The 26,267-nt window shown below is 62.9% G+C and carries 16 protein-coding genes; 5 read left to right on the top strand and 11 right to left on the bottom strand.

Annotation, left to right across the window (positions count from 1 at the left end; genetic code table 11):
• Positions 1–18: 18 nt before the first annotated feature.
• Together ACREP4_RS00565 and ACREP4_RS00560 are read right to left on the bottom strand one after the other, a co-directional pair.
• The gene (locus ACREP4_RS00565) at positions 19–1,464 is read right to left on the bottom strand and encodes an amino acid permease (protein WP_431594270.1); all 1,446 of its coding nucleotides are present in this window, start codon (positions 1,462–1,464) and stop codon (positions 19–21) included.
• 80 nt (positions 1,465–1,544) lie between these two features.
• Positions 1,545–3,020 carry an amino acid permease gene (locus ACREP4_RS00560; RefSeq protein ID WP_431594269.1) on the bottom strand — a complete coding sequence of 492 codons (1,476 nt, stop codon included), beginning with the start codon at positions 3,018–3,020 and terminating at the stop codon, positions 1,545–1,547.
• Between the two features lie 189 nt (positions 3,021–3,209).
• Between ACREP4_RS00560 and ACREP4_RS00555 the strand changes: the two genes are divergently transcribed.
• Complete coding sequence (locus tag ACREP4_RS00555) at positions 3,210–3,758, top strand: NUDIX hydrolase (RefSeq protein WP_431594268.1); 549 nt, start codon at positions 3,210–3,212, stop codon at positions 3,756–3,758.
• A 60-nt stretch (positions 3,759–3,818) separates the two neighbouring features.
• Here the strand turns inward: ACREP4_RS00555 and acnA are convergent, their stop codons facing one another.
• Positions 3,819–6,581, bottom strand: a complete 2,763-nt coding sequence (acnA, locus tag ACREP4_RS00550) for an aconitate hydratase AcnA (protein ID WP_431594267.1) — start codon at positions 6,579–6,581, stop codon at positions 3,819–3,821.
• 266 nt (positions 6,582–6,847) lie between these two features.
• Between acnA and ACREP4_RS00545 the strand changes: the two genes are divergently transcribed.
• The 3 genes from ACREP4_RS00545 to acnB are packed head-to-tail and all read left to right on the top strand — an operon-like array spanning position 6,848 to position 10,106.
• The gene (locus tag ACREP4_RS00545; protein ID WP_431594266.1) at positions 6,848–7,081 is read left to right on the top strand and encodes an AbrB/MazE/SpoVT family DNA-binding domain-containing protein; all 234 of its coding nucleotides are present in this window, start codon (positions 6,848–6,850) and stop codon (positions 7,079–7,081) included.
• Positions 7,078–7,476, top strand: a complete 399-nt coding sequence (locus tag ACREP4_RS00540) for a type II toxin-antitoxin system VapC family toxin (RefSeq protein WP_431594265.1) — start codon at positions 7,078–7,080, stop codon at positions 7,474–7,476. The genes ACREP4_RS00545 and ACREP4_RS00540 overlap by 4 nt, the downstream gene beginning before the upstream one ends.
• Positions 7,477–7,514: 38 nt before the next feature.
• Positions 7,515–10,106, top strand: a complete 2,592-nt coding sequence (acnB, locus tag ACREP4_RS00535; protein ID WP_431594264.1) for a bifunctional aconitate hydratase 2/2-methylisocitrate dehydratase — start codon at positions 7,515–7,517, stop codon at positions 10,104–10,106.
• A 224-nt stretch (positions 10,107–10,330) separates the two neighbouring features.
• On the opposite strand, the gene ACREP4_RS00530 is transcribed toward acnB, so the two are convergent.
• The 3 genes from ACREP4_RS00530 to ACREP4_RS00520 are packed head-to-tail and all read right to left on the bottom strand — an operon-like array spanning position 10,331 to position 14,242.
• A complete protein-coding gene (locus ACREP4_RS00530; RefSeq protein WP_431594263.1) occupies positions 10,331–11,572 on the bottom strand; it encodes an HlyD family type I secretion periplasmic adaptor subunit in 1,242 nt (413 codons plus the stop codon).
• Positions 11,572–12,594, bottom strand: a complete 1,023-nt coding sequence (locus ACREP4_RS00525; RefSeq protein WP_431594755.1) for an ATP-binding cassette domain-containing protein — start codon at positions 12,592–12,594, stop codon at positions 11,572–11,574. The genes ACREP4_RS00530 and ACREP4_RS00525 overlap by 1 nt, the downstream gene beginning before the upstream one ends.
• Entirely contained in the window at positions 12,494–14,242 is a 1,749-nt protein-coding gene (locus ACREP4_RS00520; protein ID WP_431594262.1) for a TolC family protein, read from the bottom strand. Before ACREP4_RS00520 ends, ACREP4_RS00525 begins: the two co-directional genes overlap by 101 nt.
• 687 nt (positions 14,243–14,929) lie before the next feature.
• Here ACREP4_RS00520 and ACREP4_RS00515 point away from each other — a divergent pair.
• On the top strand, positions 14,930–18,967 hold the full coding sequence (locus ACREP4_RS00515; RefSeq protein WP_431594261.1) for an ATP-binding protein: 4,038 nt from the start codon (positions 14,930–14,932) through the stop codon (positions 18,965–18,967).
• A gap of 39 nt (positions 18,968–19,006) precedes the next feature.
• Here the strand turns inward: ACREP4_RS00515 and ACREP4_RS00510 are convergent, their stop codons facing one another.
• From ACREP4_RS00510 to ACREP4_RS00490, 5 genes are all read right to left on the bottom strand, one after another.
• Positions 19,007–20,062: a protein-glutamate methylesterase/protein-glutamine glutaminase gene (locus ACREP4_RS00510; RefSeq protein WP_431594260.1), complete on the bottom strand. Its 1,056-nt coding sequence runs from the start codon at positions 20,060–20,062 to the stop codon at positions 19,007–19,009.
• On the bottom strand, positions 20,059–20,658 hold the full coding sequence (gene cheD, locus ACREP4_RS00505) for a chemoreceptor glutamine deamidase CheD (protein WP_431594259.1): 600 nt from the start codon (positions 20,656–20,658) through the stop codon (positions 20,059–20,061). The genes ACREP4_RS00510 and cheD overlap by 4 nt, the downstream gene beginning before the upstream one ends.
• Entirely contained in the window at positions 20,655–21,500 is an 846-nt protein-coding gene (locus ACREP4_RS00500) for a CheR family methyltransferase (protein WP_431594258.1), read from the bottom strand. The genes cheD and ACREP4_RS00500 overlap by 4 nt, the downstream gene beginning before the upstream one ends.
• A gap of 17 nt (positions 21,501–21,517) precedes the next feature.
• Positions 21,518–23,683: a methyl-accepting chemotaxis protein gene (locus tag ACREP4_RS00495; RefSeq protein ID WP_431594257.1), complete on the bottom strand. Its 2,166-nt coding sequence runs from the start codon at positions 23,681–23,683 to the stop codon at positions 21,518–21,520.
• Between the two features lie 124 nt (positions 23,684–23,807).
• Positions 23,808–26,189 (bottom strand): methyl-accepting chemotaxis protein, encoded by a 2,382-nt coding sequence (locus tag ACREP4_RS00490; RefSeq protein WP_431594256.1) that lies wholly within the window; start codon positions 26,187–26,189, stop codon positions 23,808–23,810.
• Between the last annotated feature and the right edge of the window lie 78 nt (positions 26,190–26,267).

Genomic DNA, 26,267 nt, shown 5'->3' with positions numbered 1-26,267 from the left:
CATTCAACCGCTGGAAGCTCAGCTGCGCTTGGCCTTGTTGGCGGCGTTGAGCTTGCTGTGGCGGATGCTGTAGGTGAAATAGATGAGGAAGCCGGTGGCCGTCCACACGCCCATCAGCATCCAGTTGTGCAGGGTCATGGCGGTCAGCAGCGCGATGCAGCTCAGCACGCCCAGGCTGCAGATCAGCCAGGCCATCGGGATGCGGAACGGGCGCGGCAGGTCCGGCTGGGTGCGGCGTAGCACCAGCACGCCGGCGCAGACCGCCGCGAAGGCGATCAGCGTGCCCATCGAGGTCAGCTCACCCAGGATATCCAGCGGGAACAGCGCTGCCAGCAGGGCGATGCCGATGCCGGTGATCACGGTGTTGATGTGCGGCGTGCGGTACTTGGGGTGGATCTTGGTGAACACCGGCGGCAACAGCCCGTCGCGGCCCATGATCATGAAGATACGCGGCTGGCCGATCACCATCACCAGCACCACCGACGCCAAACCAATCAGCGCGCCGATCTCAACGATGATGCGCAGCCAATCGAGCTGCGGATGCGCTGCCACCGCCGTGACCACCGGCTCGGCCGTGCCAAGCAGCTGATACGGCACCAGACCGGTCATCACCGCCGCCATGGCGATGTACAGCACGGTGCAGATGATCAGCGACAGCAGCATGCCGATCGGCAGGTCGCGTTGCGGCCGGTGCGATTCCTGTGCGGCCACCGACACCGCTTCAAAGCCGATATAAGCGAAGAACACCATCGCCGCGCCGCGCAGCACGCCGTCAAAGCCGTACTTGCCCGGGCCTTCATTGGCGGGGATGAAGGGCGTCCAGTTGCTGGTGTCCACATACTTCCAGCCGGCAACAATCACCAGCACGATCAGGCCGGTCTTGAGGATCACCATCGCCATGTTCATCGCCGAGGACTTACTGATGCCGACGTAACACAGCCAGGTCAGCAACAGCACCAGCGCGGCGGCCGGCAGGTTGGCGATGGCACCGGTCGGCTTGAGCTGGGCGTCCAGCGGTGCATTCACCAGCGCGGCCGGCAGATGGATGTCGAAATGGTTGAGGAAACTGAGGAAGTAACCGGTCCAGCTCACCGCCACGGCGGACGCGGACACGCCGTACTCCAGCACCAGCATCCAGCCGATGAACCAGGCCGACAACTCGCCGAAGGTGGCGTAGGTATAGGTATAGGCGCTGCCGGCCACCGGCACCATCGAGGCGAACTCGGCGTAGGCCATGGCGCAGAAGGCGCAGCAGATGGCCGCCAGTACAAAGGACAGCATGATCGCCGGGCCGGCATGGTTGGCCGCGGCCTGGCCGGTGATGACGAAGATGCCGCCGCCGATGACTGCGCCGATGCCCAGTGCGGTCAGGCCCCAAGGGCCGAGAGTGCGGCGCAGGCTCAGGCCGTTGGCCTCTTCATGCGCGGCGTGCGGGTGTTTGGTGGCCCAGAGTTGCTTGAACATGATTCGGGTCTTCGCTCGTCGTTGCGCGATGCAGGCGCAAAAAAAAAGCCGGCGCGCTAGGCGCCGGCGATGGAGTGGAATCAGGGGCTCTTGTTGAGCTTGCTGTGGCGGATGCCGTAGCCGAAGTAGATGCACAGGCCCAGCAGCGTCCACAGCACGAACACCAGCCAGTGCGCGGCAAATGCCATGGCGAACAGGCCCAGGCAGATCAGCGCGCCAGCCGGAGCGATCAACCACACGGCCGGAACACGGAAGGCGCGCGGCAGATCCGGCTTGGTCCGGCGCAGCACCAGCACGCCGATGCAGACCGTAGCGAAGGCGAGCAGGGTGCCCATCGCGACCAGTTCACCCAACACCGCAAGCGGCACCAAGCCAGCCAGCGCGGCGGCGATCACGCCAACGACAATGGTGCTCAGGTAGGGCGTACGGAACTTCGGGTGGACCTTGCCGAACACTGGCGGCAGCAGGCCATCGCGGGAGATGGTGTAGGCGATGCGGGTCTGGCCCATCATCATCACCAGCACTACCGAGGACAGGCCGGCGATGGCGCCGATCTCAACCCAGGTCTTCAGCCATGCTAGTTGAACATACGGTTCCAGTGCGGTGGCTACCGGCTTGTCGGTGCCCAGCAGGTTGTACGGCAGCAGGCCGGTCAGCACGGCGCAGACAATGATGTAGATCAGCGTGCACACGGCCAGCGAGCCGAGCAGGCCGATCGGCATGTTCCGCTGCGGGTCCTTGGTTTCACCGGCGGCGGTGGAGACCGCATCAAAGCCGATGTAGGCAAAGAACACGATGGAGGCGGCACGCAGCACACCACTCCAGCCGAATTCACCAAAGGTGCCGGTGTTGGCCGGAATGAACGGGGTCCAGTTGGCCGGATCGACATACATCACGCCAAAGCCGACGAACAGGCAGATCACGCCGACCTTGATCGCCACGATGACCGCGTTGACGAAGGTGGACTGGGTGACGCCGACGTAGAGCAGGGCGGAGATGGCGCCAATGATCAGCACGGCCGGCAGGTTGAACAGCTTGCCCGAGGCGACAAACTCGCCGTTTTCCCAACTGATGGGCGCGGCGCTCAGCGCATCCGGGAAGGGCAGGTGCAACGTGGTGGTAATGAAGCTGATCAGGTAGGCCGACCAACCCACCGCCACCGATGCCGAAGCGAACAGGTACTCCAGCACCAGACACCAACCGATGAACCAAGCCATGCCTTCGCCGAGGGTGGCGTAGGAATAGGAGTAGGCGCTGCCGGAGACCGGCATCATCGCCGCGAATTCGGCATAGCACAGGCCGGCAAACGCACAGGCCAGGCCGGCCAGAACGAAGGACAGCATGATGGCCGGGCCGGCATGGTTGGCGGCCGCCTGGCCGGTAACGACGAAGATGCCGGCGCCGATCACCGCGCCCATGCCGAGCAGGATGAGGTGCTTGGCTGTGAGGGTGCGCTTGAGCGTGGCTTCGCCTTGCAGGCTGCCTTCAATCGGCTCCCCGGCATCGATGTGCGCGGTGGGTTCGATTGGTTTGACCCTCAACAGTGTTTTGAGCATTCCGCTAATTCCCGAACTTGTGTAATGCACCCGGGCGCATGGAAACGACGGGGCGAATGGATGGCGCCAGAAACTGAACGGCTGGCAACGGTCCTACCTTGCCAAAGGCGGCCAAACTCGACAAGCGCAGGTGCAGCATCGACAGCGATAATGGCCGCTGCCTCAAATCAATGGGATGTGCTGACAGTCATGCTTGAACAGGATCAGAGTCTGCGCCTGGCGCTGGAAGAGTATGCACGGGCGGTTCCCGCGCAGGGCGATGTGGCGCAGGAATTTCTGGCGTTGCTGGACGCGCCGGGGCCGGATCCGTTCACCCGCGAGCGGCTGGAGGGCCACTTCACCGGCAGCGCGTGGCTGGTCAGCGCGGATGGCGAGCGGGCCCTGCTGACCCATCACCGCAAGCTTGGGCGCTGGCTACAGCTGGGCGGGCACGCCGATGGCGACCATGACCTGCCGGCGGTGGCGCTGCGCGAGGCCGACGAGGAATCCGGTCTGCCGGGGTTGGCGCTGGCGTCGCGGGAAATTTTTGATCTGGACCGGCACTGGATTCCAGAGCGGCGTGAGGTGCCGGGTCATTGGCACTACGACGTGCGCTATGTGGTGGTCGCCGGCGCCGACGAGCGTTTTGCGGTCAGTGAGGAGTCGCTGGATCTGGCGTGGTGCCTGGTGACGGATATCGCCCTGCAGGAAGACGAATCCATGCAGCGGATGGCTGCGCGCTGGTTGGCTCGGGGTTGATGTAAGAAAAAAGAACGCCCCGTGAGGGGCGTTCTTCGCTTCAACCTACGACACGACAACTCAAGCCGTTGTCTTCGCCGCTAGCTGCCGCAGCACGTACTGCAGCAAACCGCCGTTGCGGAAATACACCACTTCCTTCGGCGTCAGCAGCAGCACCTTGGCCTGGAAGCGCTTTTGAATGCCACCGGCCTTGGTCGCGGTGACCGTGGCGCTCTTGGCCTGGCCATCGTCCAGTCCGGTGATGTCGAAGGTTTCCGAGCCATCCAGCCCCAGCGTTGCGGCGTTCTCGCCTTCCTGGAACTGCAGCGGCAGCACGCCCATGCCGACCAGGTTGGAGCGGTGGATGCGCTCGAAGCTTTCGGCGATGACCGCTTTGACGCCGAGCAGGTTGGTGCCCTTGGCCGCCCAGTCACGCGATGAGCCGGTGCCGTACTCCTTGCCGGCCAGTACCACCAACGGCATCCCGTCGGCCTTGTACTTCATCGCCGCGTCGTAGATCGCCAACTTCTCGCCAGTGGTGCTGCCTGGGGCGTAATACAACGTATTGCCGCCTTCTTCGCCGCCAAACATCAGGTTCTTGATGCGGATGTTGGCAAAGGTGCCGCGCACCATCACGTCGTCATTGCCGCGGCGGCTGCCGTAGCTGTTGAAGTCCGCTGGCTGCACGCCGCGCGACTGCAGGAAGCGGCCCGCCGGCGAATCCTTCTTGATGTTGCCTGCCGGAGAAATGTGGTCGGTGGTGATTGAGTCACCAAACAGGCCCAGCACGCGCGCACCGTGCACATCGTTGATGCTGCCGACGTCCATGGTCATGCCATCGAAGTAGGGCGGATTCTTGATGTAGGTCGAATCGCTGTTCCACTCGTAGGCTTGGCCTTCCGGGGATTCAATCTGCGCCCAGCGGGTGTCGCCCTTGAACACGTCAGCGTAATTCTGCTTGAACATTTCCGGGCCGACGGTAGCGGCGATCATGTCGCCGATTTCCTTGTTGCTCGGCCAGATGTCACGCAGGTAGACGTCCTTGCCGGTGCTGTCCTGGCCCAAGGGTTCGCTGGTCAGGTCGATACGCACGGTGCCGGCGATGGCATAGGCCACGACCAGCGGCGGCGAGGCCAGGTAGTTGGCCTTCACTTCCGGATGCACGCGACCTTCAAAGTTGCGGTTGCCCGACAGCACCGAGGCAACCACCAGATCGCCCGCAGCGATACCGGCGCTGACTTCAGTCGGCAACGGGCCGGAATTGCCGATGCAGGTGGTGCAGCCGTAGCCCACCACGAAGAAGCCCAGCTTCTCCAGCTCGGTCAGCACGCCGGCTTTTTCCAGATAGTCGGTGACCACGCGCGAGCCCGGCCCGAGTGAGGTCTTCACCCACGGCTTGGCCTTCAAGCCCAAGCGCGCCGCATTGCGTGCCAGCAGGCCGGCACCCAGCATTACCGCCGGGTTGGAGGTGTTGGTGCAGGAGGTGATGGCGGCGATGACCACCGCGCCGTCCTTCAAGCGCAGCCGTTGGTCGCCGATGACGATGTCGGCATGGCCCTTGGCCAACTGCTCGTTGCCGACGGCTGCACCGCCACCTTCATTGATGAAGTCGGCAACGTCGCCGTTGCGCTGCTCGCGGTGGGAAGTGAGCCCCTTGAGTGCGTCGGTGAAGTTGCCGTGCATGTCTTCCAGCAGCACGCGGTCCTGCGGGCGCTTGGGCCCGGCCAGCGACGGCTTGACGTCACCCATGTCCAGTTCCAGCGTGGCGCTGTACTGCGCCTGCGAGCTGCCCGGTTCGTGCCACAGACCCTGCGCCTTGGCATAGGCTTCGACCAGCGCGATCTGCGCTTCACTGCGGCCGGACAGGCGCAGGTAGGTCAGCGACTCGGCGTCAATCGGGAAGATGCCGCAGGTTGCGCCGTATTCCGGTGCCATGTTGGCGATGGTGGCGCGGTCGGCCAGCGGCAGGTGCTGCAGGCCTTCGCCATAGAACTCGACGAACTTGCCCACCACACCCAGCGTGCGCAGCATCTGGGTGACAGTCAGCACCAGGTCGGTGGCGGTGGTGCCCTCGGGCATCTTGCCGCTGAGCTTGAAGCCGACCACCTGCGGGATCAGCATCGAAGACGGCTGGCCCAGCATGGCGGCTTCGGCCTCGATACCACCCACGCCCCAGCCCAGCACGCCGATGCCGTTGATCATGGTGGTGTGCGAGTCGGTGCCGAACACGGTATCCGGGAACGCCCAGTTGGTGCCGTCGATCTGCCGCTCCATCACCACACGGGCGAGGTTTTCCAGGTTCACCTGGTGGACGATGCCGGTGTTGGGTGGCACCACCTTGAAGTTCTCGAACGCCTTCTGGCCCCAGCGCAGGAAGCTGTAGCGCTCGCGGTTGCGTTCAAACTCAATCTTGCCGTTGATGTCCAGCGCGTCGGCGCGTCCGAAGACATCCACCTGCACCGAGTGATCGATGACCAGCTCAGAAGGGATCAGTGGGTTGATCTGCTCGGCCTTGCCGCCGAGCTTGGCCACCGCGTCGCGCATCGCGGCAAGGTCAACCACACAGGGCACCCCGGTGAAATCCTGCAGCACCACGCGCGCCGGCATGAAGGCGATTTCGATGTCGGGCTCTGCCTTTGGGTTCCAACGTGCCACCGCCTCGATGTGCTCGGGGCCGACGGTCTGGCCGCCGTCCTCATGCCGGAGCAGGTTCTCCAGCAGGATCTTCATCGAGTAGGGCAGGTGGGAGATGTCGTATTTCTGGCCGAGCTTGGGAAGGCTGCAGTAGGTGTACTGCTGGCCGCCAACCTCCAGTTGGCTGCGGGTGGAGAAGGAATCGCTCATACGGCTTTGCTCCTTTACATACAGATGGCTTGCCGCGGCTGGGGTGCCGCGCGGGCTTTCCGGGGCCTGCGCCCCTTGCATGAATGCCCGTCGAGTATGGACGAAGCGTTCACGGTCGGGGCGCGGCTGCAGCGGCCATTCTAGGCAACGGCTTGTTGCGCCGATGTAACGGTGGCGGGCCTGCGGGGCAGGCTGGGCGGTCAGCTGCGGGCTGGGGTATGCCGGGGCAAGTATGTATAATTCGTACATACTTCATTGGAGGTCCCATGGAAGCCACCGTAGCTGAACGCGGGCAGATCACCCTGCCCAAGGCGGTTCGTGACGCGCTGGGCCTGACCAAGGGCACCCAGCTCAAGGTTGAGCTGGACGGCAGCCGCATCATCCTGCGCAAAAGTGTGGACGACGCCATTTCCCGCGCGCGCGGCAAGTTCGCGCTGGACGGGTTTGAGTCGGCCGAACAGGCCATGCGTACCGTTCGCGACGAGGCCAGCGAGGCATGATCGCGGTCGACTCTCCGATCCTGATTGAACTGCTCAGCGATGGCTCGCGTGCCGACGCGGTGGAAGCCTGCCTGCGGCAGGCGCTGGTCGGTGGCCGGGTGGTCGTCTGTGGCACCACGCTGGCCGAGGTCTGCGCCTCGCTGCGCGGTGGTGCCGAGGTGCAGGAAGCACTGGAAGAAATGGGCGTCCACTTCAGCCCGCTGGAAGCCAAATCCGCATTGCGCGCTGGCGAGATGCATCGCCGCCACCGCCAGCGCAGCGGCGAAACCCGCCGCATCGACGATTTCATGGTGGGCGCCCACGCGCTGCTGCAGTGCGACGGGTTGATCACCTGGAACGACACGTTTTATCGCGACTACTTCAAGGGCCTGAAGCTGATCGTGCCGCAAGCCTGAGCCCATCCATTCTTTAACCGTAATACCCGGGAGTTGTCATGTTGGAAGCCTACCGCCACCACGTAGCCGAGCGCGCCGCGCTTGGCATCCCGCCGTTGCCGCTGACTGCACAGCAGACGGCCGACGTCATCGAGCTGCTGAAGAACCCGCCCGCAGGCGAGGCCGAGTTCCTGCTCGACCTGATCACCCACCGCGTGCCGGCCGGCGTCGATGACGCGGCCAAGGTCAAGGCTTCGTATCTGGCCGCCATCGCCTTCGGCACCGAAAAGAACGCGCTGATCAGCCGTGCGCGCGCCACCGAACTGCTGGGCACCATGCTCGGCGGTTACAACGTCGCGCCGCTGATCCAGCTGCTGGACGACGCCGAAGTCGGCGCCATCGCCGCGGAAGGCCTGAAGCACACGCTGCTGGTGTTTGATGCGTTCCATGACGTGCAGGAAAAGGCCAAGGCCGGCAACGCCCATGCACAGGGCGTGCTGCAGAGCTGGGCCGATGCCGAGTGGTTCACCTCCAAGCCGGAAGTGCCGCAGAGCCTGACCATCACCGTGTTCAAGGTGCCGGGCGAGACCAACACCGACGACCTGTCGCCGGCACCGGACGCCACCACCCGTCCTGACATCCCGATGCACGCGCTGGCGATGCTGAAGAACAAGCGTCCCGACGCACCGTTCGTGCCGGAAGAAGACGGCAAGCGCGGCCCGATCCAGGAAATCCTGTCGCTGAAGGACAAGGGTCACCTGGTTGCCTACGTCGGCGACGTGGTCGGCACCGGTTCCAGCCGCAAGTCCGCCACCAACTCGGTGTTGTGGTTCACCGGTGAAGACATCCCCTTCATCCCGAACAAGCGCTTCGGCGGCGTGTGCCTGGGTTCCAAGATCGCCCCGATCTTCTACAACACCATGGAAGACGCCGGCGCACTGCCGATCGAGCTGGACGTGTCGAAGATGGAGCACGGCGATGTCGTCGAGCTGCGTCCGTACGACGGCAAGGCACTGAAGAACGGTGAAGTGATCGCCGAATTCCAGGTCAAGAGCGACGTGCTGTTTGACGAAGTGCGCGCCGGTGGCCGCATTCCGTTGATCATCGGCCGTGGCCTGACCGCCAAGGCGCGCGAAGCGCTGGGCCTGCCGGTCACTGACCTGTTCCGTCTGCCGGTGCAGCCGGCCGATACCGGCAAGGGCTACTCGCTGGCGCAGAAGATGGTTGGCCGCGCCTGTGGTCTGCCGGAAGGCCAGGGCATGCGCCCGGGCACCTATTGCGAACCGAAGATGACCTCGGTGGGCTCGCAGGACACCACCGGCCCGATGACCCGTGACGAGCTGAAGGACCTGGCCTGCCTGGGCTTCTCGGCCGACCTGGTGATGCAGTCGTTCTGCCACACCGCGGCCTACCCGAAGCCGGTGGACGTGAAGACCCACCACACGCTGCCGGAGTTCATCTCCACCCGTGGCGGCGTCTCGCTGCGTCCGGGCGACGGCGTGATCCACAGCTGGCTCAACCGCATGCTGCTGCCGGATACCGTCGGCACCGGTGGTGACTCGCACACCCGTTTCCCGGTCGGCATCTCGTTCCCGGCCGGTTCGGGCCTGGTCGCCTTCGCCGCTGCCACCGGCGTCATGCCGCTGGACATGCCGGAGTCGGTGCTGGTGCGCTTCAAGGGCAAGATGCAGCCCGGCGTGACCCTGCGTGACCTGGTCAACGCGATCCCGCTGTATGCGATCAAGTCCGGTCTGCTGACCGTGGCCAAGGCGGGCAAGAAGAACATCTTCTCCGGCCGCATCCTGGAAATCGAAGGTCTGCCGGACCTGAAGGTCGAGCAGGCGTTCGAGCTGTCCGATGCTTCTGCCGAGCGTTCGGCCGCTGGCTGCTCGGTGCACCTGAACAAGGAGCCGATCATCGAGTACCTCAACAGCAACATCACGCTGCTGAAGTGGATGATCGCCGAAGGTTATGCCGACGCCCGTTCGCTGGCCCGTCGCGTCGAAAAGATGGAAGCCTGGTTGGCTGATCCGCAGCTGCTGGAGCCGGATGCCGACGCCGAGTACGCCGCCGTCATCGAGATCGACCTGGCCGACATCCACGAGCCGATCGTGGCTTGCCCGAACGACCCGGACGACGTGAAGACGCTGTCTGAAGTGGCTGGTGCCAAGATCGACGAAGTGTTCATCGGTTCGTGCATGACCAACATCGGTCACTTCCGTGCGGCCGCGAAGTTGCTGGAAGGCAAGCGCGATATCCCGACCCGTTTGTGGGTTGCACCGCCGACCAAGATGGATGCCTCCGAGCTGACCAAGGAAGGCGTGTACGGTACCTTCGGCGCCGCTGGCGCACGCATGGAAATGCCGGGCTGCTCGCTGTGCATGGGCAACCAGGCGCAGATCCGCGAAGGCTCCACCGCGATGTCGACCTCGACCCGCAACTTCCCGAACCGTCTGGGCCGCAACACCAACGTGTACCTGGGTTCGGCCGAACTGGCTGCGATCTGCTCGCGTCTGGGTCGCATCCCGACCAAGGAAGAGTACATGGCTGACGTCGGCGTGCTGGATGCAGCCGGTAGCGAGATCTACCGCTACATGAACTTCGACCAGATCAGCGATTACAAGGACGTGGCCGATTCGGTCAACGCCTGAGTTTGATCTGCGATAAGTGTTGAACGAAAAACCCCCGGTGAAAGCCGGGGGTTTTTTGTTGTGAGTAATGATGTGGAAACAGCTGGTACGGAACGTATTTTTGCAGGAGCGGCTTCAGCCGCGAAGCTGACCATTCGTGATTGGCTGCAGGCATTCTGCAATTGCATGCCGTTCGGGTTGCCGTCATCACGTGCCTCGCGACCGAGGTCGCTCCCGTGACCCAATCAACGTTCGCGGAATGCTTCCCGGGTTTTGAGGATCGGCTTGAGCAGGTACTCCAGTACGGTTTTTTCACCGGTACGGATTTCGACCGAGGCGACCATGCCGGGGATGATCGGCAGTTCCTTGCCGCCAGCCTGCAACGCACTCTTCTCGGTCAGCACCAACACCCGGTAATAGGTGTCGTCGGCGCGCCCTGCGGCGGCCTTCTGATCGTCCTTCAAGGTATCCGGACTGATGTGTTCAACCTTGCCGGTCAAGCCGCCGTAGATGGCGTAATCATAGGCGGTGATTTTGACCGTGGCCGGTAAACCGGGACGCAGGAACGCGACGTCCTTGGGCCGGATCTTGCCTTCGACCAACAGCTGGTCTTCCAGTGGCACGATTTCAAGAATGTGCTCGCCAGGTTGGATCACGCCGCCAATGGTGTTGACCCGCACGTTCTTCACCGTGCCGTGCACCGGCGCAGCGATGGTGGTGCGCTCGACCACATCGGCGCGGCCGACCAGATTTTCGTTGGTCTGCGACAACTCCATCTCCAACTTCAACAGCTCGGAGTTGGCATCGGCGCGATAACGGTTCTGGCGTTCGACTACCTGTGACTTGATGTCATTGGCCTGGCGGCGCATGCGAAGCAGTTCGACATCCGACAACAAGCCCTTGGCTGCCAACGGCTCGGCCAGGCTGATCTCACGCATGGACAGCGCGTAGCTGCGTTCCATCGCGGCGACGCTTTCGACCAACGCACGACGCCGTGCATTGAAGGCGCGGGTCTCGTTGAGCACTTCGTCCGGCGCGGCGCGCACCTGCTCGTCAAATTCCAGCGGCTGTCCATAGGCTTCGGCGCGAAGGCGCGCCAAGGTGGCCTTCAGCGAAACGACCTTGCTTAATGCTTCGCGGTAGCTGGCATTGGCGCGGGTCGGGTCGATCTTCAGCAGCACCTGGCCGGCGTTGACGATGTCGCCTTCGCGCACGTTCATCTCGGCCAGAATGCCGCCTTCCAGACTTTGGATGACCTGCTCACGGCTCTTGGAAATGACCTTGGCCTCGCCCTGCGTGATCTCTTCCACGCGCGCGATGGACGCCCAGATCAAGCCGGAGACGAGCACCGCGACCACCATGTACAACACCAATCGCGAGCCGGGCGTGGTTTGCGCGAGCAGCGATTCCTGCACGTCATTCATGAAGGCCGCATCGCTGCTGCTGATGTTGCCGGTGTCTTTGTTTCGCTTGAACCAGGAAAACATTACGGTGCCTCCTTGGCGGCAACATTGGTGCGTTGCACGCGCATGCTGGGCGGCGGAAGCTTACGCTCGGCCGGTGTGGCCGGAACAGCGTGAGCGCTGGCCGATTCGGTGGTCGGCGCGGCGTGAGCGTCGTTGGAGCGGGCTGCGGGTGCGGCTTCCGCGGCATTCGCTGTGTTCGCCAGTGCCGCCATCACGTTCGCCTTCGGGCCGTCGGCCACGATTTTGCCGCCGTCCACCACGATGATGCGGTCCACCAGACTGAGTACGGACGGGCGATGGGTGACCACGACCAAAGTCTGGCCTTCCATCGCGCGCTTGAGGTGATCCAGAAACAGCGCTTCGGTCTGCGAATCCATCGCACTGGTGGGTTCGTCCATCAGCAGCAACTTGGGTCGGCTCAACAGCGTGCGTGCCAGTGAGATCAGCTGGCGCTGACCACCGGAAACGCCTTCGCCCATTTCGCCGATGGGCAGGTTGATGCCGCGCGGGTGCGCGCCGGCAATGTGATCCAGGCCGGTGAGTCGCAGTACGCGCAGGAATTCTTCAGCGGTGGCCTCGGGCTTGCCGATCATCACGTTCTCGCGCAGCGAGCCGTAGAACAACCGCGCTTCCTGCGAGACAAAGCCCACGGTCTTGCGCCAATCGGCGGGATCGATCTGGTTGACGTCCAGGCCGTCGCTGAACATCTGCCCTTCAACCGGGGCATATAGCCGTGACATGACGCGCAGCAGCGTGGACTTGCCACGCAGCGCCAGCGCGCTGTCTGGCTCACCCGGCTTGTCACGGGTGATGATCGCAAAGGCGGTCTGCACAAACGGACGCGAGAAGCGGAATCGGTCCTCGCGGCCCAGCGTCGGGATCAGCATCGTCACATCGGCGCCGCCACGCTCCAATGCATTGACCTGCCCACCAATGTGCGCTTCACGGTCCTGTTTGAACTCCAGGCCGGTGCGGGCCGAGATCGCCTTGAGCACATCCGCAGTGATACCGCTGAAGCGGCCATCGGAATCGAAGTACGACAGCGGCGCTGTGTCGTTGCTCACCGCAAAGCGAACCACCGGGTTGCCGCATGACCGCCTGGTATCCATCGAAGCGACTGGTCACCTCGCCCACCTGGTTGTTGTAGTGCTCACTCTCCGAGCTCAGTACGTCCAACAAGGTGCGACGACCCAGGTGGTACCACTGCTCGTAGAACGCTTCGCGCACCTTGTTGGTTTCCACCGTCAGGCCGCGATACAACTCGGAGCGGTCGATCAAGGCGCGTGCGTCATGATTGGCAGCGCGGATGCGGTATTCCAAGTCCAACGCCTGCTGTTCTGCGGCCTTCCAGCCCGCTTCGGCGCGCTGCCGCGCAGCACGCTCGGACGCACGAGCAGACCCGCCCCGGAATGCGCCCCAGGAGAACGTCAGGCCAGTGTTCCATGCCGGCTCGCGCCCGCTTGAGTCTTCACCGGTTACCTTTCCCACCACCCAATTGACCTGGGGCAATGCAGCCGAACGCACCACGTCCGCCTGCAGGTCCGCCGACGATGCCTGCGCCTGCGCCTGACGAATCACCGGGTGATTAACTGCTTCGGCCAACAGCCATTGCAGTTCCGGCAACCGGATATCCCAGTACAACGCGGTCGGCAGCGATGGCAGCGGGCGATCCCCTATCATCCGCCGCAGATTGATCTCGATATCGCGCGCACGCGTATCGGCCGTGCTCCGCGATGCCTCAGCCTGCAGCAAGCGGGCACGCGCCTGCGTCAACTCACTTACCCGCCCCGCATCCACCGCAACAATGCCTTCCAGCATTTTCACCAGATCGCTCATGCGATCCACGTACTGCTGGCTGATGTCCACGATGATGCGCTGCTTGCCCAGTTCCACCAGGCTGGATGTCACCTCATAGGCAGACGATTCCAGTTCCGCCTCGAACGCCCAATCTGCCGCATTCGCCAACTGCGAACGCGCCTGGATGGTTTTGTTGATGCGTCCCCAGTCAAACACGGGCGTGGTCACATCAATGCTCAGCCGCGGGTCGCTGCTGTTGCCGCGTCCACCGGAGCCGAATTCAACCGAGTTACTGCCGCCCACGTTCACCTGCGGGTAGCGCTGACCCTTGGCTTCAGCGATATCCGCTTCCGACGCCGAGCGCTCGGCCAGCGCACGCGCCACCGTAGGGCTTCGGCCAGCGGCGGCTTCCACCACATGCAGGAACAGATCGCGCAGCTGGCGCTCGCCCGGCACCGACGCGCCCGTCGCTGACAGCAACGCTGCCGGCACCGTGCGATCCAACTTCGGCGTTTCGATCAAGCCTGGCACGAGCGCCGTTGCCGGAGCCGATTCGAACGTTGGCGCTGCCACCGACATTCCCAGCTTGGCCGTCGGCACATCCGGCGCATAGCGGGCGCCCTTAACCAGCGTATCCGTGCGTTCGATTTTCTCGAATTCCAAGGCCGGCGTTTCCGGCTGCGGCGTGGCCAACGGCGCCAGACTTTGACGCACAGCCTGAATCACTTGAAGAGAAGATGAGCGGCGCGAATCGATCAGCTGTGCAGCCACTTTCTCTACTTCTGCATCCGTCATTTTTGCAGCCGCAGCAGCCTTGTCTGGTTTCTCCGGCGCTACTTTCTCGAACTGCAGCAGTTCGTCATCGGCATACGCCTGCGAACTCAACAGCGCCATGCATGCCAAGGCAAGTGCGGATGCCGGAAGCAACGACTTCCTCGCCGAAGCAAATTGATGACGTCGGTTACCCGGCCGTGAACTGCGCATACTCACCTCTGAATGCACCACCTGCGGTGGCACGGAAATTTCAGATTGCCGCGCGGCACTGGCCACGCAAGCAATAACGTATCGACAACTGAATCGCTGAAGCGATGCATCACCCTGCGGTGGCTGCGCATTCCAGCGCCATATGATCGTGACCACGCATTGGGCATGCGGCCGAAGCAGTACGCCCAAGTAGATTCCAATGAATGCTCGCAACCATTCGCTTGGCAGAAAGATCAAGCTGACCCCATGCGCATTTACGCGCTACATATCAGCCATCGCATGCATCAGCGATGGCGAAGGCTAAGAGCCGCGCAATTCAATGTACATGGGACATGTCCTAAATCCGCGCCAATCCAGACTTCCTTTCATCCCACGATCAGACGCAGGTATCAAACGATCCGCTCAAGTTAATAGACACATGACTTTAACTAGGATTCGGACGATTAATACATGTAGCGTTTTGAGACAAATCTTATTTTCTCTACCGGGTTTCCCAATCAAAATCCCCGACTGCCGTGCAGGATGACTCACGGAGCACGTCCTATCGCGCAATCGACAGCCGCGCACATCAAAAGGCGGTCACCACAGGAACCTGCAATGACCACCTCCAATACGTCGACCAACGTCGACGACGCTGTGTTGCTGGCAAACAACGCCACAAGTATCAATGACACGCTGCTACAGAGCGTGTCCTGGATCTGCAATCACTACGAAACGCATCGCAGCACCGATGCACTGCTCGCCGGATTGCCTTATGCCGGAATGCTTACACCATCGTTGGCATTGTCCGCGCTGAGCAACGCGGGCATGACCGGCGGCGTGGTCAAGCGCAACGTGCGCTCGCTGCCCGCGCAAGTCATGCCGATGGTTCTGCTGCGCAAGGAACAAGGCGGCTGCATCCTGCTGGCCCGCACCGAAGTTCGTGACGAAGAGAACAAACGTCATCTGCGTTATTCGGTGATCCTGCCGGAAGTCTCCAACGAAGCCGTGGAGCTGTCGCAGGAAGAGATGGATGCGATGTACGCCGGCTACGCCATTTTGGTGAAGCCACGCGCCCAGGTCGATAACCGTGCTGGCGAAACCCTGCCCACGCCCGACGGTCATTGGCTGCTCAGCACGTTGTGGCGCTATCGCCGCTACTACCGAAGTGCCGCCATTGCTTCCGTGGTCGCCAACGTGCTGGCGCTGGCCAGTATTTTCTTCACCATGAACGTGTATGACCGCGTGGTGCCGAACCAGGCGTTCGTCACGTTGTGGTCGCTCGGCATCGGCGTGATCGTGGCGATGCTGTTTGAAGCCATGATCCGCTTCGTGCGCGCGCATCTGCTGGACGTCGCCGGCAAGAAAGCGGATCTGGTGCTCGGCGCGATGCTGTTCCGGCAAGCCCTGTCGGTGCGAATGGAACACAAGCCCGCCTCTTCCGGCAGCTTCGCCAACCAGTTGCGTGAGTTTGAATCGGTGCGCGATTTCGCATCGTCGGCGACGTTGGCGGCGATCTCCGATCTACCGTTCGTACTGCTTTTTGTCGGCGTGATCTTCTTCATCGGCGGGCCATTGGGCTGGGTGCCGCTGTTGATCCTGCCGCTGATCCTGATCATCTCCATCTGCATCCAATGGCCACTGGCTCGCGTAATGCAGGAGAACCTGCGCGAGTCCTCGCTCAAGCAGGGCGTGCTGGTTGAGTCGGTTGAAGGCTTGGAAACACTGAAGGCCACCGGCGGCTACGCTTACATGCAACGCCGCTGGGAGCACTTCAGCGCGCTGCAGTCAGCGACCTCGATGAAGTCACGCAAGCTCTCCAGTGCCGCGACCGGCGTAGTGACGTTGCTGCAGCAGCTGCAGACCGTGGCGCTGGTGATCACCGGCGTCTATCTGATCACCGACGGCACCCTGACGATGGGCGCCCTGATCGGCACCGTGATGCTGGCCGGTCGCGCCACCGCGCCGCTGGGCCAGGTGATTGGTCTGGCCGTGCGCTTCCAGCAAGCCAAGGCCGCGCTGACCTCGTTGAACAAGTTGATGGAACTGCCGGTGGACCGCGATGCCAATTGCGACTATTTGCCCAGCCCGGTACTGACCGGCCAGCTGACTTTGAAAGCAGTCGGCTTCAGCTACCCTGCTCCGCCGATGCAGCCCAATCCGCCGGTGCTGACCGCCATCAACATGACCATCAAGCCGGGCGAACGCATCGCTATTCTCGGCCGTATCGGCAGCGGCAAGCGCATTGCGTTGCCGGCTGGTCATGCACTGCGTGAGCTGCTGCAGCCAGCATGGGCATATCGATTTGTTGATTCCGAGAGCATGACGGCGTCACTGCAGATGGTGGCCAGCGGTCAGGCCGACGCAACAATGGCGCTGTTGCCCATTGCCCAGTACTACACCACCAGCCAGCACGAAGGCGCGCTGAAAGTTGCCGGCATTGTCCAGGACATGCCGACCGGCTTGTCGTTCGCCACGCGCAAGGGCGACACCGAGCTGGCATCCATCCTTGAGAAGGCGCTGCTGCAGATCCCGCCGGACGAGATTGATATCTTCCAGAACCGCTGGCGGCCGAAGCCCGAGTTGGCGAGGACCGCGTGGGTGGATTACCGCAGCCTGATCTACAAAGTGGGCGGAGCAGCGTTCCTGCTGATCCTGCTTTCGCTGGTGTGGAACCTGCACATCCGCAAGCAGTACAAACGCCGACAGCAGGCGGAGAACGCATTGAGTGAGCAGCTCAGTTTCACCGAGTCGCTGATCAACGGCACGCCGCACCCGATGTACGTGCGCGACTGTGACGGTCGCTTGGTGACCTGCAACAGCAATTATCTGGAAGTGTTTGGCGCCACGCGCGAGGCGGTGGTTGGCAAGACATCGCTGGAAGGCGTGAAGCTGGATGTCGAAGAAGCCCGGCAGTTCCACAACGATTACCTGTGGGTCGTTGAAAACGGGATGCCGCTGGAAATGGACCGCACCTTGCACCTGCCGGGGCGCATTCTGAGCGTGTATCACTGGATCCACCCGTATAGCGATTCGCAAGGGCAACTGAAAGGCGTTATCTGCGGTTGGATCGACGTCAGCGATCGCCGCGAGCTGATGGAGGATCTGCGCACCGCGCTCGATGCTGCCGATCAATCAAGCCGCGCAAAGACCACCTTCCTGGCCACGATGAGCCATGAAATCCGCACCCCGATGAGTGCGGTGATCGGCATGCTGGAACTGGCAATGATGCATGCCGAGCAGGGCCGCTTCGACAAGCCGGCCATTGAAGTCGCTTACGACTCGGCGCGTGGCTTGTTGGAGTTGATCGGCGACATTCTGGATGTGGTGCGGATTGAATCCGGTCACGCCAGCCTGTGTCCGCGCCGCGGCAATCTGCGCGAAGTCGTCGAATCAGTGGTCCGCGTATTCGACGGGCTTGCCCGGCAAAAGGCGATCACGTTGACGCTGCAGATGGACGCTATCGTCAACCGCGATGTGTTGGTCGACCCGATGCGGCTGAAACAGGTGTTGTCCAACCTGGTCGGTAACGCGATCAAGTTCACTGACAGCGGCGAGGTGAAGATCATCATCGACGGCAAGCCGCTGGCCGACGAGCGTCTGCTGGTCAGCGTGCGTGTGGAGGACACCGGCATTGGTATTGCCGAAGACGAACTGGCCGGGCTGTTCGAGCCGTTTGCACAGGCCAACCACGGCCACACCTCGCGCGGCGGAACCGGCTTGGGCTTGCCCATCTGTAAATCGTTGTGCGAACTGATGGGAGGTCATATCACCGCCCGCAGCGTAAAGGGCAAGGGCACCCGAATGACGCTGGAGATTCCGTTCAACGTGTTGCCGGCGTTGGAGGTCGCGGCAGTCGTGCAGGAAGAAGTGCAGGGCACCGAGCATCCAGTAATGCGCATCCTGGTGATTGACGACCAACAAGCCAACCGTGTGCTGCTGACCCAGCAGCTGACGCTGTTCGGGCAAGTGGTGTTCAGCGCCGAGAACGGCGAAGAAGGTTTGCGCGTGTGGCAGGAGCAACCAGTGGACGTGATCATCACCGACTGCAATATGCCGGTGATGAACGGTTACGAGATGGCGCGCGCCATTCGCAAGGAAGAAGAGCAGAACGGCATGGCGCCGTGCGCGATCATCGGCTTCACCGCCAACGCGCAGCCGGAAGAGAAGGCCAAGTGCGTACAGGCGGGAATGGATGATTGTTTGTTCAAGCCGGTGAGCCTGGCGACGGTCTCGCAGCTGCTGATGTCGTTGGCGGGTATGCCGCAGGTGGTACGGCCGCTGCCCAGCGAAGTAACCGAAAGCACGATCACTTCGATTCTGCGTGAACTGACCGGCGGCGATCCCGCGATGGGGGCGATGCTGCTGGAAGAAGCGCACCAGAGTTACATCGACGATTTGACCGAACTCGGCGCACAGCGACAGCAACTCGATCCGGCGACACTGGCGCGGCTGGCACACCGCATCAAAGGCGGCGCCCGCATTCTGCAGGCACAGGACATCGTGGCCGGCTGCGCGCAGCTGGAGCGCCTGTGTGAAGCGCAGCACCCTGATAGCGAAGCAATCCTCACCCTGATGCAGCAGGTTGAGCGGGATCTGGAACGGCTGATCGATGAGGTTGCGGCGTTCCGTGCTTCTGAACGCGCGGTGGCCTGAATCACGTTTGCCCTGCGCTTCGGTCAGGGGCAGCGTCGTTCAGCTCCGGGCCAACGCCAACAGCCGCTCGGCGATCCGCTCCAGTGGCACGATCTCGTCGACAGCCCCGAGTCGCACGGCGCTGCCGGGCATGCCCCAGACCACGCTGCTGGCTTCATCCTGAGCCAACGTTGGGGCGCCGGCTTGCTTCAACGCCAACAGGCCGCGCGCACCGTCCTCGCCCATGCCGGTGAGGATGGCGCCAATCGCGTTGGCGCCAGCGTTCTGTGCAACCGAGTTGAACAACACATCGACCGCAGGCTTATGCAGGTTGACCGGCGCGGTGTCATCCACGCGGCAACGCCAGCGGGCACCATCGCGGATGATGCGCAGATGGCGGCCACCGGCCGGCAGGTAGGCGTGACCGGGCAGGATAGCTTCACCATCGCTGGCCTCACGCACCGACATCGCTGAATGCTTGTCCAGGCGCTCGGCGAACGCGGTGCTGAAGCTGGCAGGCAGATGCTGGGTCAACACTACCGCAGGTGCATCGGCAGGCATGGTTTCCAACACCACGCGCAGCGCCTCGGTGCCGCCGGCCGACGCGCCGATGGCGATCAATCGATCCGTGGTGCGGAAGCCGAAACCCGGCGATGCGCTGGACGTGGCCAATGGGCGGCGTTGCAACGATGCCGACGCACGTACCCGCGAGCGGGCGGCCATCTTGACCTTGCTGCGGATTTCCTCGGCGTAGGCTTCCAGCCCGCGTACGACATCCAGCTTTGGCTTGGCGACGAAGTCCACCGCGCCCAGCGCCAAGGCTTGCAGCGTGGTATCGGCACCGCGCTCGGTCAGCGAGGACACCATCACCACCGGCAGCGGATGTAGCCGCATCAGGTTTTCGAGAAACGCCAGGCCGTCCATGCGCGGCATTTCCACATCCAGCGTCAGTACGTCTGGATTGAGGCGCTTGATTTTTTCGCGGGCCAGCAATGGATCGGCGGCAGTGCCTACTACTTCGATGCCGGGATCGGCAGCCAGTAGTTCGCTCAGCACCTGGCGCACCAAGGCCGAGTCGTCGATTACCAGCACCCGGCAGGGCGGCTGCAACATCATTCAAACAACTCCACGCCGCCACTGACCGGCGTGCGTGACAGCTTGGCACGCACGGCCGACTCGGCCGCCACAACTTCGGCATCGTGTGCATGCGGCAGGCGCTGCACCACCACGCGCCCGGTGATCGGGAAGAACCAGATCTTGCGTGGATGGATACCGCACAAGTCTTCGGCCACCACCGGGATATGTTCGGCCTGCAGGTACTGCCGCACGAACTCGGCATTGCGCGTGCCCACGGGATTGCTGGTAAAGCCCTTGAGTACATTGGCCCCGCCAAACACCTTGGCTTCCAGACGCTTGCGGTTGGCGCCGCGCTTGAGCAGGTCGTTGATCAGCAGTTCCATCGCGTAGCTGCCGTAGCGCGCGGGCGCGCCGTCGCCGACATTGCCTTCCGGCAGCAGGAAGTGGTTCATGCCACCGATGCCGAGAATGGGGTCGCGGATACAGGCGGCCACGCAGGAGCCGAGCGTGGTGGTCAGCGCGGTGTCGTCGTCGATCACCAGATATTGAGTGGGTAGCAGCTTGGCGGCAGTCGTCTGGAAACGACTGTCGTGGTAGCGCATCACCTCATCGGGATATCGCTGGGTGGGTTTCATGCGCCGCTCCGGCGGGTGCGACGGTACAAGGTGCGGCCGCAGGGTTGAATCAGGTCAGCGGCGTGCAGATAGTTTTCGGAATGGCCGGTATACAGCAGGCCGTCATCGCCCATGTGCTCGACCAGCCGCGACAGGATGCCGCGTTGGGTCGGCTTGTCGAAATAGATCATCACGTTGCGGCAAAACAGGGCATCGAACGGGCCGCTGACGTCGTAACGATTGGCCAAAAGGTTGAGCGGACGGAACTCGATGAGCGAACGCAATGCCGGAACCACGCGACATTTGCCTTCGTTGGGGCCGGTGCCGCGCTGGAAGTAACGGCGCTTGAGTTCGTTGTCCAGTCCGTTGATGCGCTCCATCGAATAGACGCCCTGGCTGGCGGTCGCCAGTACCTGGGTATCCACGTCGGTAGCGAGAATACGCACCGGCGGCGTCATCGTGCCGAAGGTCTCACAGGCAGTAATCGCCAGCGAGTAGGGCTCTTCGCCAGTGGACGCTGCACACGACCACAGCTTCAGCGGTGCCTTGTGCGCGCGCAACAGCAGCTCTTCATGCAGCTTGTCGAAGTGGTGCGGCTCGCGGAAGAAGGAGGTGAGGTTGGTGGTCAGGGCGTTGGTGAATGCCTGCCACTCCTCACCACCGTGCTGCTCCAGCTGGTCGAGGTAGTCCTTGAAGCTGCGCAGGCCAAGCGTGCGCAGCCGGCGTGACAGACGGCCGTAGACCATGTCGCGCTTGGCCGGCACCAGCGCGATGCCGGCGCGGGTATGGATGAGTTCGCAGACGCGTTTGAAGTCGCGGTCATTGAACTCGAAGTCACGCTCGCCGTGGCCGATGCTGGACATGATGATCTGGGCTCCGCTCAGCTGGCCAGCGCGTAGATGGCAGGCGTGTTGGTGGCACCTGAGGCATGGCCTTGATCCAGGCGGAACACTGCGACGGCTTGATCGAGCTGGTTGGCTTGTTCTTCCAGCGAACGCGCGGCGGCAGTAGCTTCTTCCACCAACGCGGCGTTCTGTTGGGTGGTTTCGTCCATCTGCATGACGGTCTGGTTGACCTGCTCAATGCCGGCCGACTGTTCCTGCGAGGCAGCGGAGATTTCGGCCATGATGTCGGTGACCCGCTGCACGGACGCGACAATCTCGCCCATGGTGGTGCCTGCCTGCTGCACCAACTGCGAGCCTTCGGCGACCTTGCCGGCCGAGTCTTCGATCAGCCCCTTGATCTCTTTGGCTGCGCTGGCCGAACGCTGCGCCAGCGTGCGTACTTCCGACGCCACCACTGCGAAACCACGGCCCTGCTCGCCGGCGCGCGCCGCTTCCACCGCCGCGTTCAGCGCCAGGATGTTGGTCTGGAACGCAATGCCGTCGATCACCGAAATGATGTCGGCGATGCGGCGCGAGGAAAGCGAAATCTGGTTCATGGTAGTGACCACTTCATCCACTACGGTGCCACCGCGCGAGGCGACGCTGGCTGCACCGATTGCGAGCTGGTTGGCTTGGCGGGCGGAGTCGGCGTTCTGGCGCACGGTGGAGGTGAGCTCTTCCATCGAGGCGGCGGTCTCTTCCAGATTGGCGGCCTGCATTTCAGTGCGACGCGACAAGTCGCTATTGCCGGTGGCAATCTCGCCCGCCGCCATATTGATGCTGTCAGCCGATTGCTGGATGCGCGAGACGATGCTCGACAGCTGCGCGATGGTGCTGTTGGCATCGTCACGCATCAGTGCGAATACGCCCTGGAATTCGCCGCGCATGGTTACGGTGAGGTCGCCGTCAGCCAGTGCGCGCAGCAGGCCGGAGATCTGCCCGAGGTTGTCGTCGCTGGTGCGCATCATTGCGTTCAGCGCACGCACCATTTCCAGGAAATCATGTTCAAAGCGGACTTCATCGCCGCGCTGGCTGAAGTCGCCGGCCGCAGCGGCCACGCCCAAGCGGGTGATCTCGCCGTTGATTGCGGCCAGGTTCTGCTTGATCGCGGCCATGGTGTCGGTGATGACACGCTTTTCGCCCGGCAGTAGCGGCATGTCCGGGCTGAGGTCGCCCACGGCATAGCGCTGCGCAATGGCAATCACCTGCATCTTCACGTCGATGTGGTTGGCGACCAGCGTATTGGTCTCGGCCACCATCACGCCGTAGTCGCCGGGGAATGCGCTGTCATCAATGCGGTAGCTGATGATGCCGGCATCGTGCTGACGGGCCATTTCATTCTGGGCGCTGATGACCGCGCGCAGCTGCTCCTGCATGTGCTGCATGCTGCCCAGCAATTGACCGGTTTCGTCACGGCTTGGGGTGTCAATGCGGTTGTTCATGCGGCCTTGCGCAATGGCGGTTGCCACGGCGGTGGCATTGCGCAGCGGCAGCACGATGCGGTTGCCGATTATCCAGCTCAGGGCGACCACCAGCAGCACCAGCACGCCGCCGGAAACGGCCATGACCGCAGTGAACTTCAGTGCTTGCGCCTGCACGTCGTCCATGTAGACGCCGCTGGACACCACCCAGTTCCACGGGCCAAACAGGCCGGCGTAAGCCAGTTTTTCCACCGGCGCTTCGCTGCCCGGTTTGGGCCATTCGTAGCCGACATACCCGCCGCCATTTCGTGCGGCCTGTACCTGGTCGTAGTAGATGCGTACACCGTCGTCGCCGCGGAAGTCCTTCATGTCTTTGCCGACAAGATCCACGCGGAATGGGTGCATCAACAACACGTAGTCGGTGTTGTAGATGTTGAAATAGTTGACGTCGCCATCCGAGCGCATGGCCTGCACCGCAGCCAATGCCTGCGTCTGCGCGTCGTGCAGGCTCAGTTCGCCGGATTGGGCGCGCTTCACGTAGTGATCGAGCACGCCGTAGCTGAGTTCGACCTGGGTGCTCAAGGCGTCCTTGCGGGTCTCATAGAGATCCACGTACTGCATGCGCGCCGCAATCACCGACAGCGCGATCACGCCCAACGCAATCAGGATCGTCAGCAGGTTGAGCTTGCGACGGACAGAGATGTTGGAGATGTAGTTCAACCAGAGACGATAGATATTCATCGAGAGGCGAGCTTTGACGCCGCAAGGGCGCTGGACGAGGAGGGTTACGCCTGTATCGGCCGCCGCGGCGCCAAGTTGAGGCCCATAAAGCACAACCCCGGCCGAAGCCGGGGTTGTGGGTGGATCAGAACTCCTGCCAATCAGAGTCCGCGATTTCGGCTACCGCAACCCTGCCTGGGTTGCGTCGGCGCGGTGCCGGTGCGGGCGGTTCAGCTGCCGTGCGCGGTGCGGGTGCGCGCATCACTGGAGCAGGTGCACGGCTGGGAGCAATCTCTGGCGCTGCGTCGTCGAGCAGGAACACCGAAACTGCCTGTGCCAGGTGGCCGGCCTGTTCTTCCATCGCGCGTGCAGCGGCGGTGGCTTCTTCGACCAACGCCGCATTCTGCTGCGTGGTTTCGTCCATCTGCACGACGGTCTGGTTGACCTGTTCGATGCCGGCGGATTGCTCCTGCGACGCAGCGGAAATCTCGGCCATGATGTCGGTAACGCGCTGCACCGAGGCGACGATTTCGCCCATGGTGCTGCCGGCCTTCTTCACCAGTGCCGAGCCATCGGTGACCTTGCTGACCGAATCGTCGATCAGTCCCTTGATCTCCTTGGCGGCGCCGGCCGAACGCTGTGCCAGCGTGCGGACTTCCGAGGCAACCACGGCGAAGCCGCGGCCCTGTTCGCCTGCACGTGCGGCTTCCACGGCAGCGTTCAGTGCCAGGATGTTGGTCTGGAAGGCGATGCCGTCGATGACCGAAATGATCTCGGCGATCTTTTTGGACGACTGCTCGATGCCGGTCATGGTCAACACGACCTGCTGCACCACGTCGCCGCCCTGCGAAGCGACCGACGCCGCGCCGATGGCGAGCTGGTTGGCCTGGCGTGCCGATTCGGCGTTCTGGCGCACGGTGGAGGTCAATTCCTCCATCGATGCGGCAGTTTCTTCCAGGTTGGCGGCCTGCTGCTCGGTGCGTTGTGACAGGTCGTTGTTACCGCTGGCTATTTCGCTGGCCGCCGAGTTGATGGCCGTCGAGGAGTGCTTGATGCGGCCGACAATGTCGGTCAGCTGATCGGCGGTGGCATTGGCATCGTCACGCATGGTGGCGAATACACCCTGATAATCGCCATGCATGCGCACGGTCAGATCGCCGCGCGACAGGGCCGATAGCAGCGCCGAAATCTGTTCCAGGCTGCTCGCGTTGGCGTCGAGCAAGGTGTTGATCTGGCCGGCCAGCTGCAGGAAGAAGCCATCCTTGCCATCGGTGTCGACACGGCCGCTCAGATCGCCGACGGCTGCCGCTTCGATCACCTGCGCCACTTCTCTTTCCACCAATGCCTCGGTGGTGCGATCGCGCCATTCGACCACATAGCCCACGGCGACGCCTTGATCGTCGCGGATCATCGAGATGATCTGCGCGAACTCGGCGTTGCCAAAACGCATGTCGCGCTTGAATACGCCGGTCTTTTCCAGCGTTTCCAGAACCTTCGGCGAATTTTCGCCGTTGTATTCCAACGCGGTGACTTGCTGGCCGACCAGCGGCTTGCTGGCATCGTAGTGCGTGAGCGTGGCGGTCAGGTCTTCGCTGTAGTGGTCCAGTGTGTCGAGCAGCGCGCGGTTGGCGTAGACAATCTCCAACTGCGAATCGGTCAGATAGACGCCGGTGGACGAGTAATCCAGCGCGGTGCGAATGCGCAGGTTCTCGTTGGCCACGATCTGTTCGGTTTCGTTGCGCTCGCGCAGGTCGCGCTGCATGCGCTGCATGGAACGCAACAGGTCGCCCACTTCATCGGCACGGGTGACGTCGATCTGGCCGTCCAGCTTGCCGCTGGCAACTTCGTTGGCGACGTTCACCGCACCGCGCATGGAATTGACCAGCGAGCGCGCGAACAGCCACACCAGCAGCAGACCGGCGCCCACGCCGACCAGCACGGCGATGATGATCAGCACGGCGGAGGTGGAATAGGTCTCGCCGGCCTGTTTGGCCGAGGCCTGGGCACGAACGTTGTCGTTGGCAGCCAATGCCTGCAGCGCGGCATAAGCCTTGCGATGCAGGGTGCGGGTTTCGCCGACGAAGGTGTCGATGGCGTCGTCGGGGAGATCCAGTTCCAGCATCTCGGCGACCGCGTCGTAGGAGCCAAGCGCCGCTTCCCAGTCGTGGACAAACGTCTCGAACAGTTTCTTCTGTTCCGGGTTGTCGATCAGCTTGGGATAGGCGGCGATGGTCGCAGCGATGTTGGCACGCAGTTCGGCAGAGCGCGTTTTGGCGTCCGCTTTGACGTCATCGCTGGCTCGTATCAAGCCCTGGTACGACGTGTTGCGGTACTCGCTGACCATGCCGCTGAGCTCGCCAGTGGCGCGCAGGCTGGGCAGGCGGCTGCTGGCCAGGTCGGTGGTGACATTGTTGAGCGAGTACAGGCCGCGATAGGCGACAACGCCCTGCAACAGCATCACGAACAACACGACGCCGAAGGTAAGCAACAGCTTGGGCTTCAGTTTGAGCGAATTGATCCACTGCATCTTTGCTACATCTCCGATGGCCGCCCGGGCGACGGGCGCGGCGCTGCGCTGTACGCCGGCTGGGCCGGCGCATTGGCG

The sequence above is a fragment of the Stenotrophomonas sp. genome (assembly GCF_050737575.1).
Classification (GTDB): domain Bacteria; phylum Pseudomonadota; class Gammaproteobacteria; order Xanthomonadales; family Xanthomonadaceae; genus Stenotrophomonas.
Note: the sequence above shows the minus strand (reverse complement) of the source record. Positions and strands in the feature narration are given on the sequence as shown.

Bases quoted from the DNA above. Each gene is read 5' to 3' on its own strand.
- ACREP4_RS00565 (WP_431594270.1), bottom strand. From the start codon at position 1,464: ATGTTCAAGCAACTCTGGGCCACCAAACACCCGCACGCCGCGCATGAA.
- ACREP4_RS00560 (WP_431594269.1), bottom strand. From the start codon at position 3,020: ATGCTCAAAACACTGTTGAGGGTCAAACCAATCGAACCCACCGCGCAC.
- ACREP4_RS00555 (WP_431594268.1), top strand. From the start codon at position 3,210: ATGCTTGAACAGGATCAGAGTCTGCGCCTGGCGCTGGAAGAGTATGCA.
- acnA (WP_431594267.1), bottom strand. From the start codon at position 6,581: ATGAGCGATTCCTTCTCCACCCGCAGCCAACTGGAGGTTGGCGGCCAG.
- ACREP4_RS00545 (WP_431594266.1), top strand. From the start codon at position 6,848: ATGGAAGCCACCGTAGCTGAACGCGGGCAGATCACCCTGCCCAAGGCG.
- ACREP4_RS00540 (WP_431594265.1), top strand. From the start codon at position 7,078: ATGATCGCGGTCGACTCTCCGATCCTGATTGAACTGCTCAGCGATGGC.
- acnB (WP_431594264.1), top strand. From the start codon at position 7,515: ATGTTGGAAGCCTACCGCCACCACGTAGCCGAGCGCGCCGCGCTTGGC.
- ACREP4_RS00530 (WP_431594263.1), bottom strand. From the start codon at position 11,572: ATGTTTTCCTGGTTCAAGCGAAACAAAGACACCGGCAACATCAGCAGC.
- ACREP4_RS00520 (WP_431594262.1), bottom strand. From the start codon at position 14,242: ATGGCGCTGTTGAGTTCGCAGGCGTATGCCGATGACGAACTGCTGCAG.
- ACREP4_RS00515 (WP_431594261.1), top strand. From the start codon at position 14,930: ATGACCACCTCCAATACGTCGACCAACGTCGACGACGCTGTGTTGCTG.
- ACREP4_RS00510 (WP_431594260.1), bottom strand. From the start codon at position 20,062: ATGATGTTGCAGCCGCCCTGCCGGGTGCTGGTAATCGACGACTCGGCC.
- cheD (WP_431594259.1), bottom strand. From the start codon at position 20,658: ATGAAACCCACCCAGCGATATCCCGATGAGGTGATGCGCTACCACGAC.
- ACREP4_RS00500 (WP_431594258.1), bottom strand. From the start codon at position 21,500: ATGTCCAGCATCGGCCACGGCGAGCGTGACTTCGAGTTCAATGACCGC.
- ACREP4_RS00495 (WP_431594257.1), bottom strand. From the start codon at position 23,683: ATGAATATCTATCGTCTCTGGTTGAACTACATCTCCAACATCTCTGTC.
- ACREP4_RS00490 (WP_431594256.1), bottom strand. From the start codon at position 26,189: ATGCAGTGGATCAATTCGCTCAAACTGAAGCCCAAGCTGTTGCTTACC.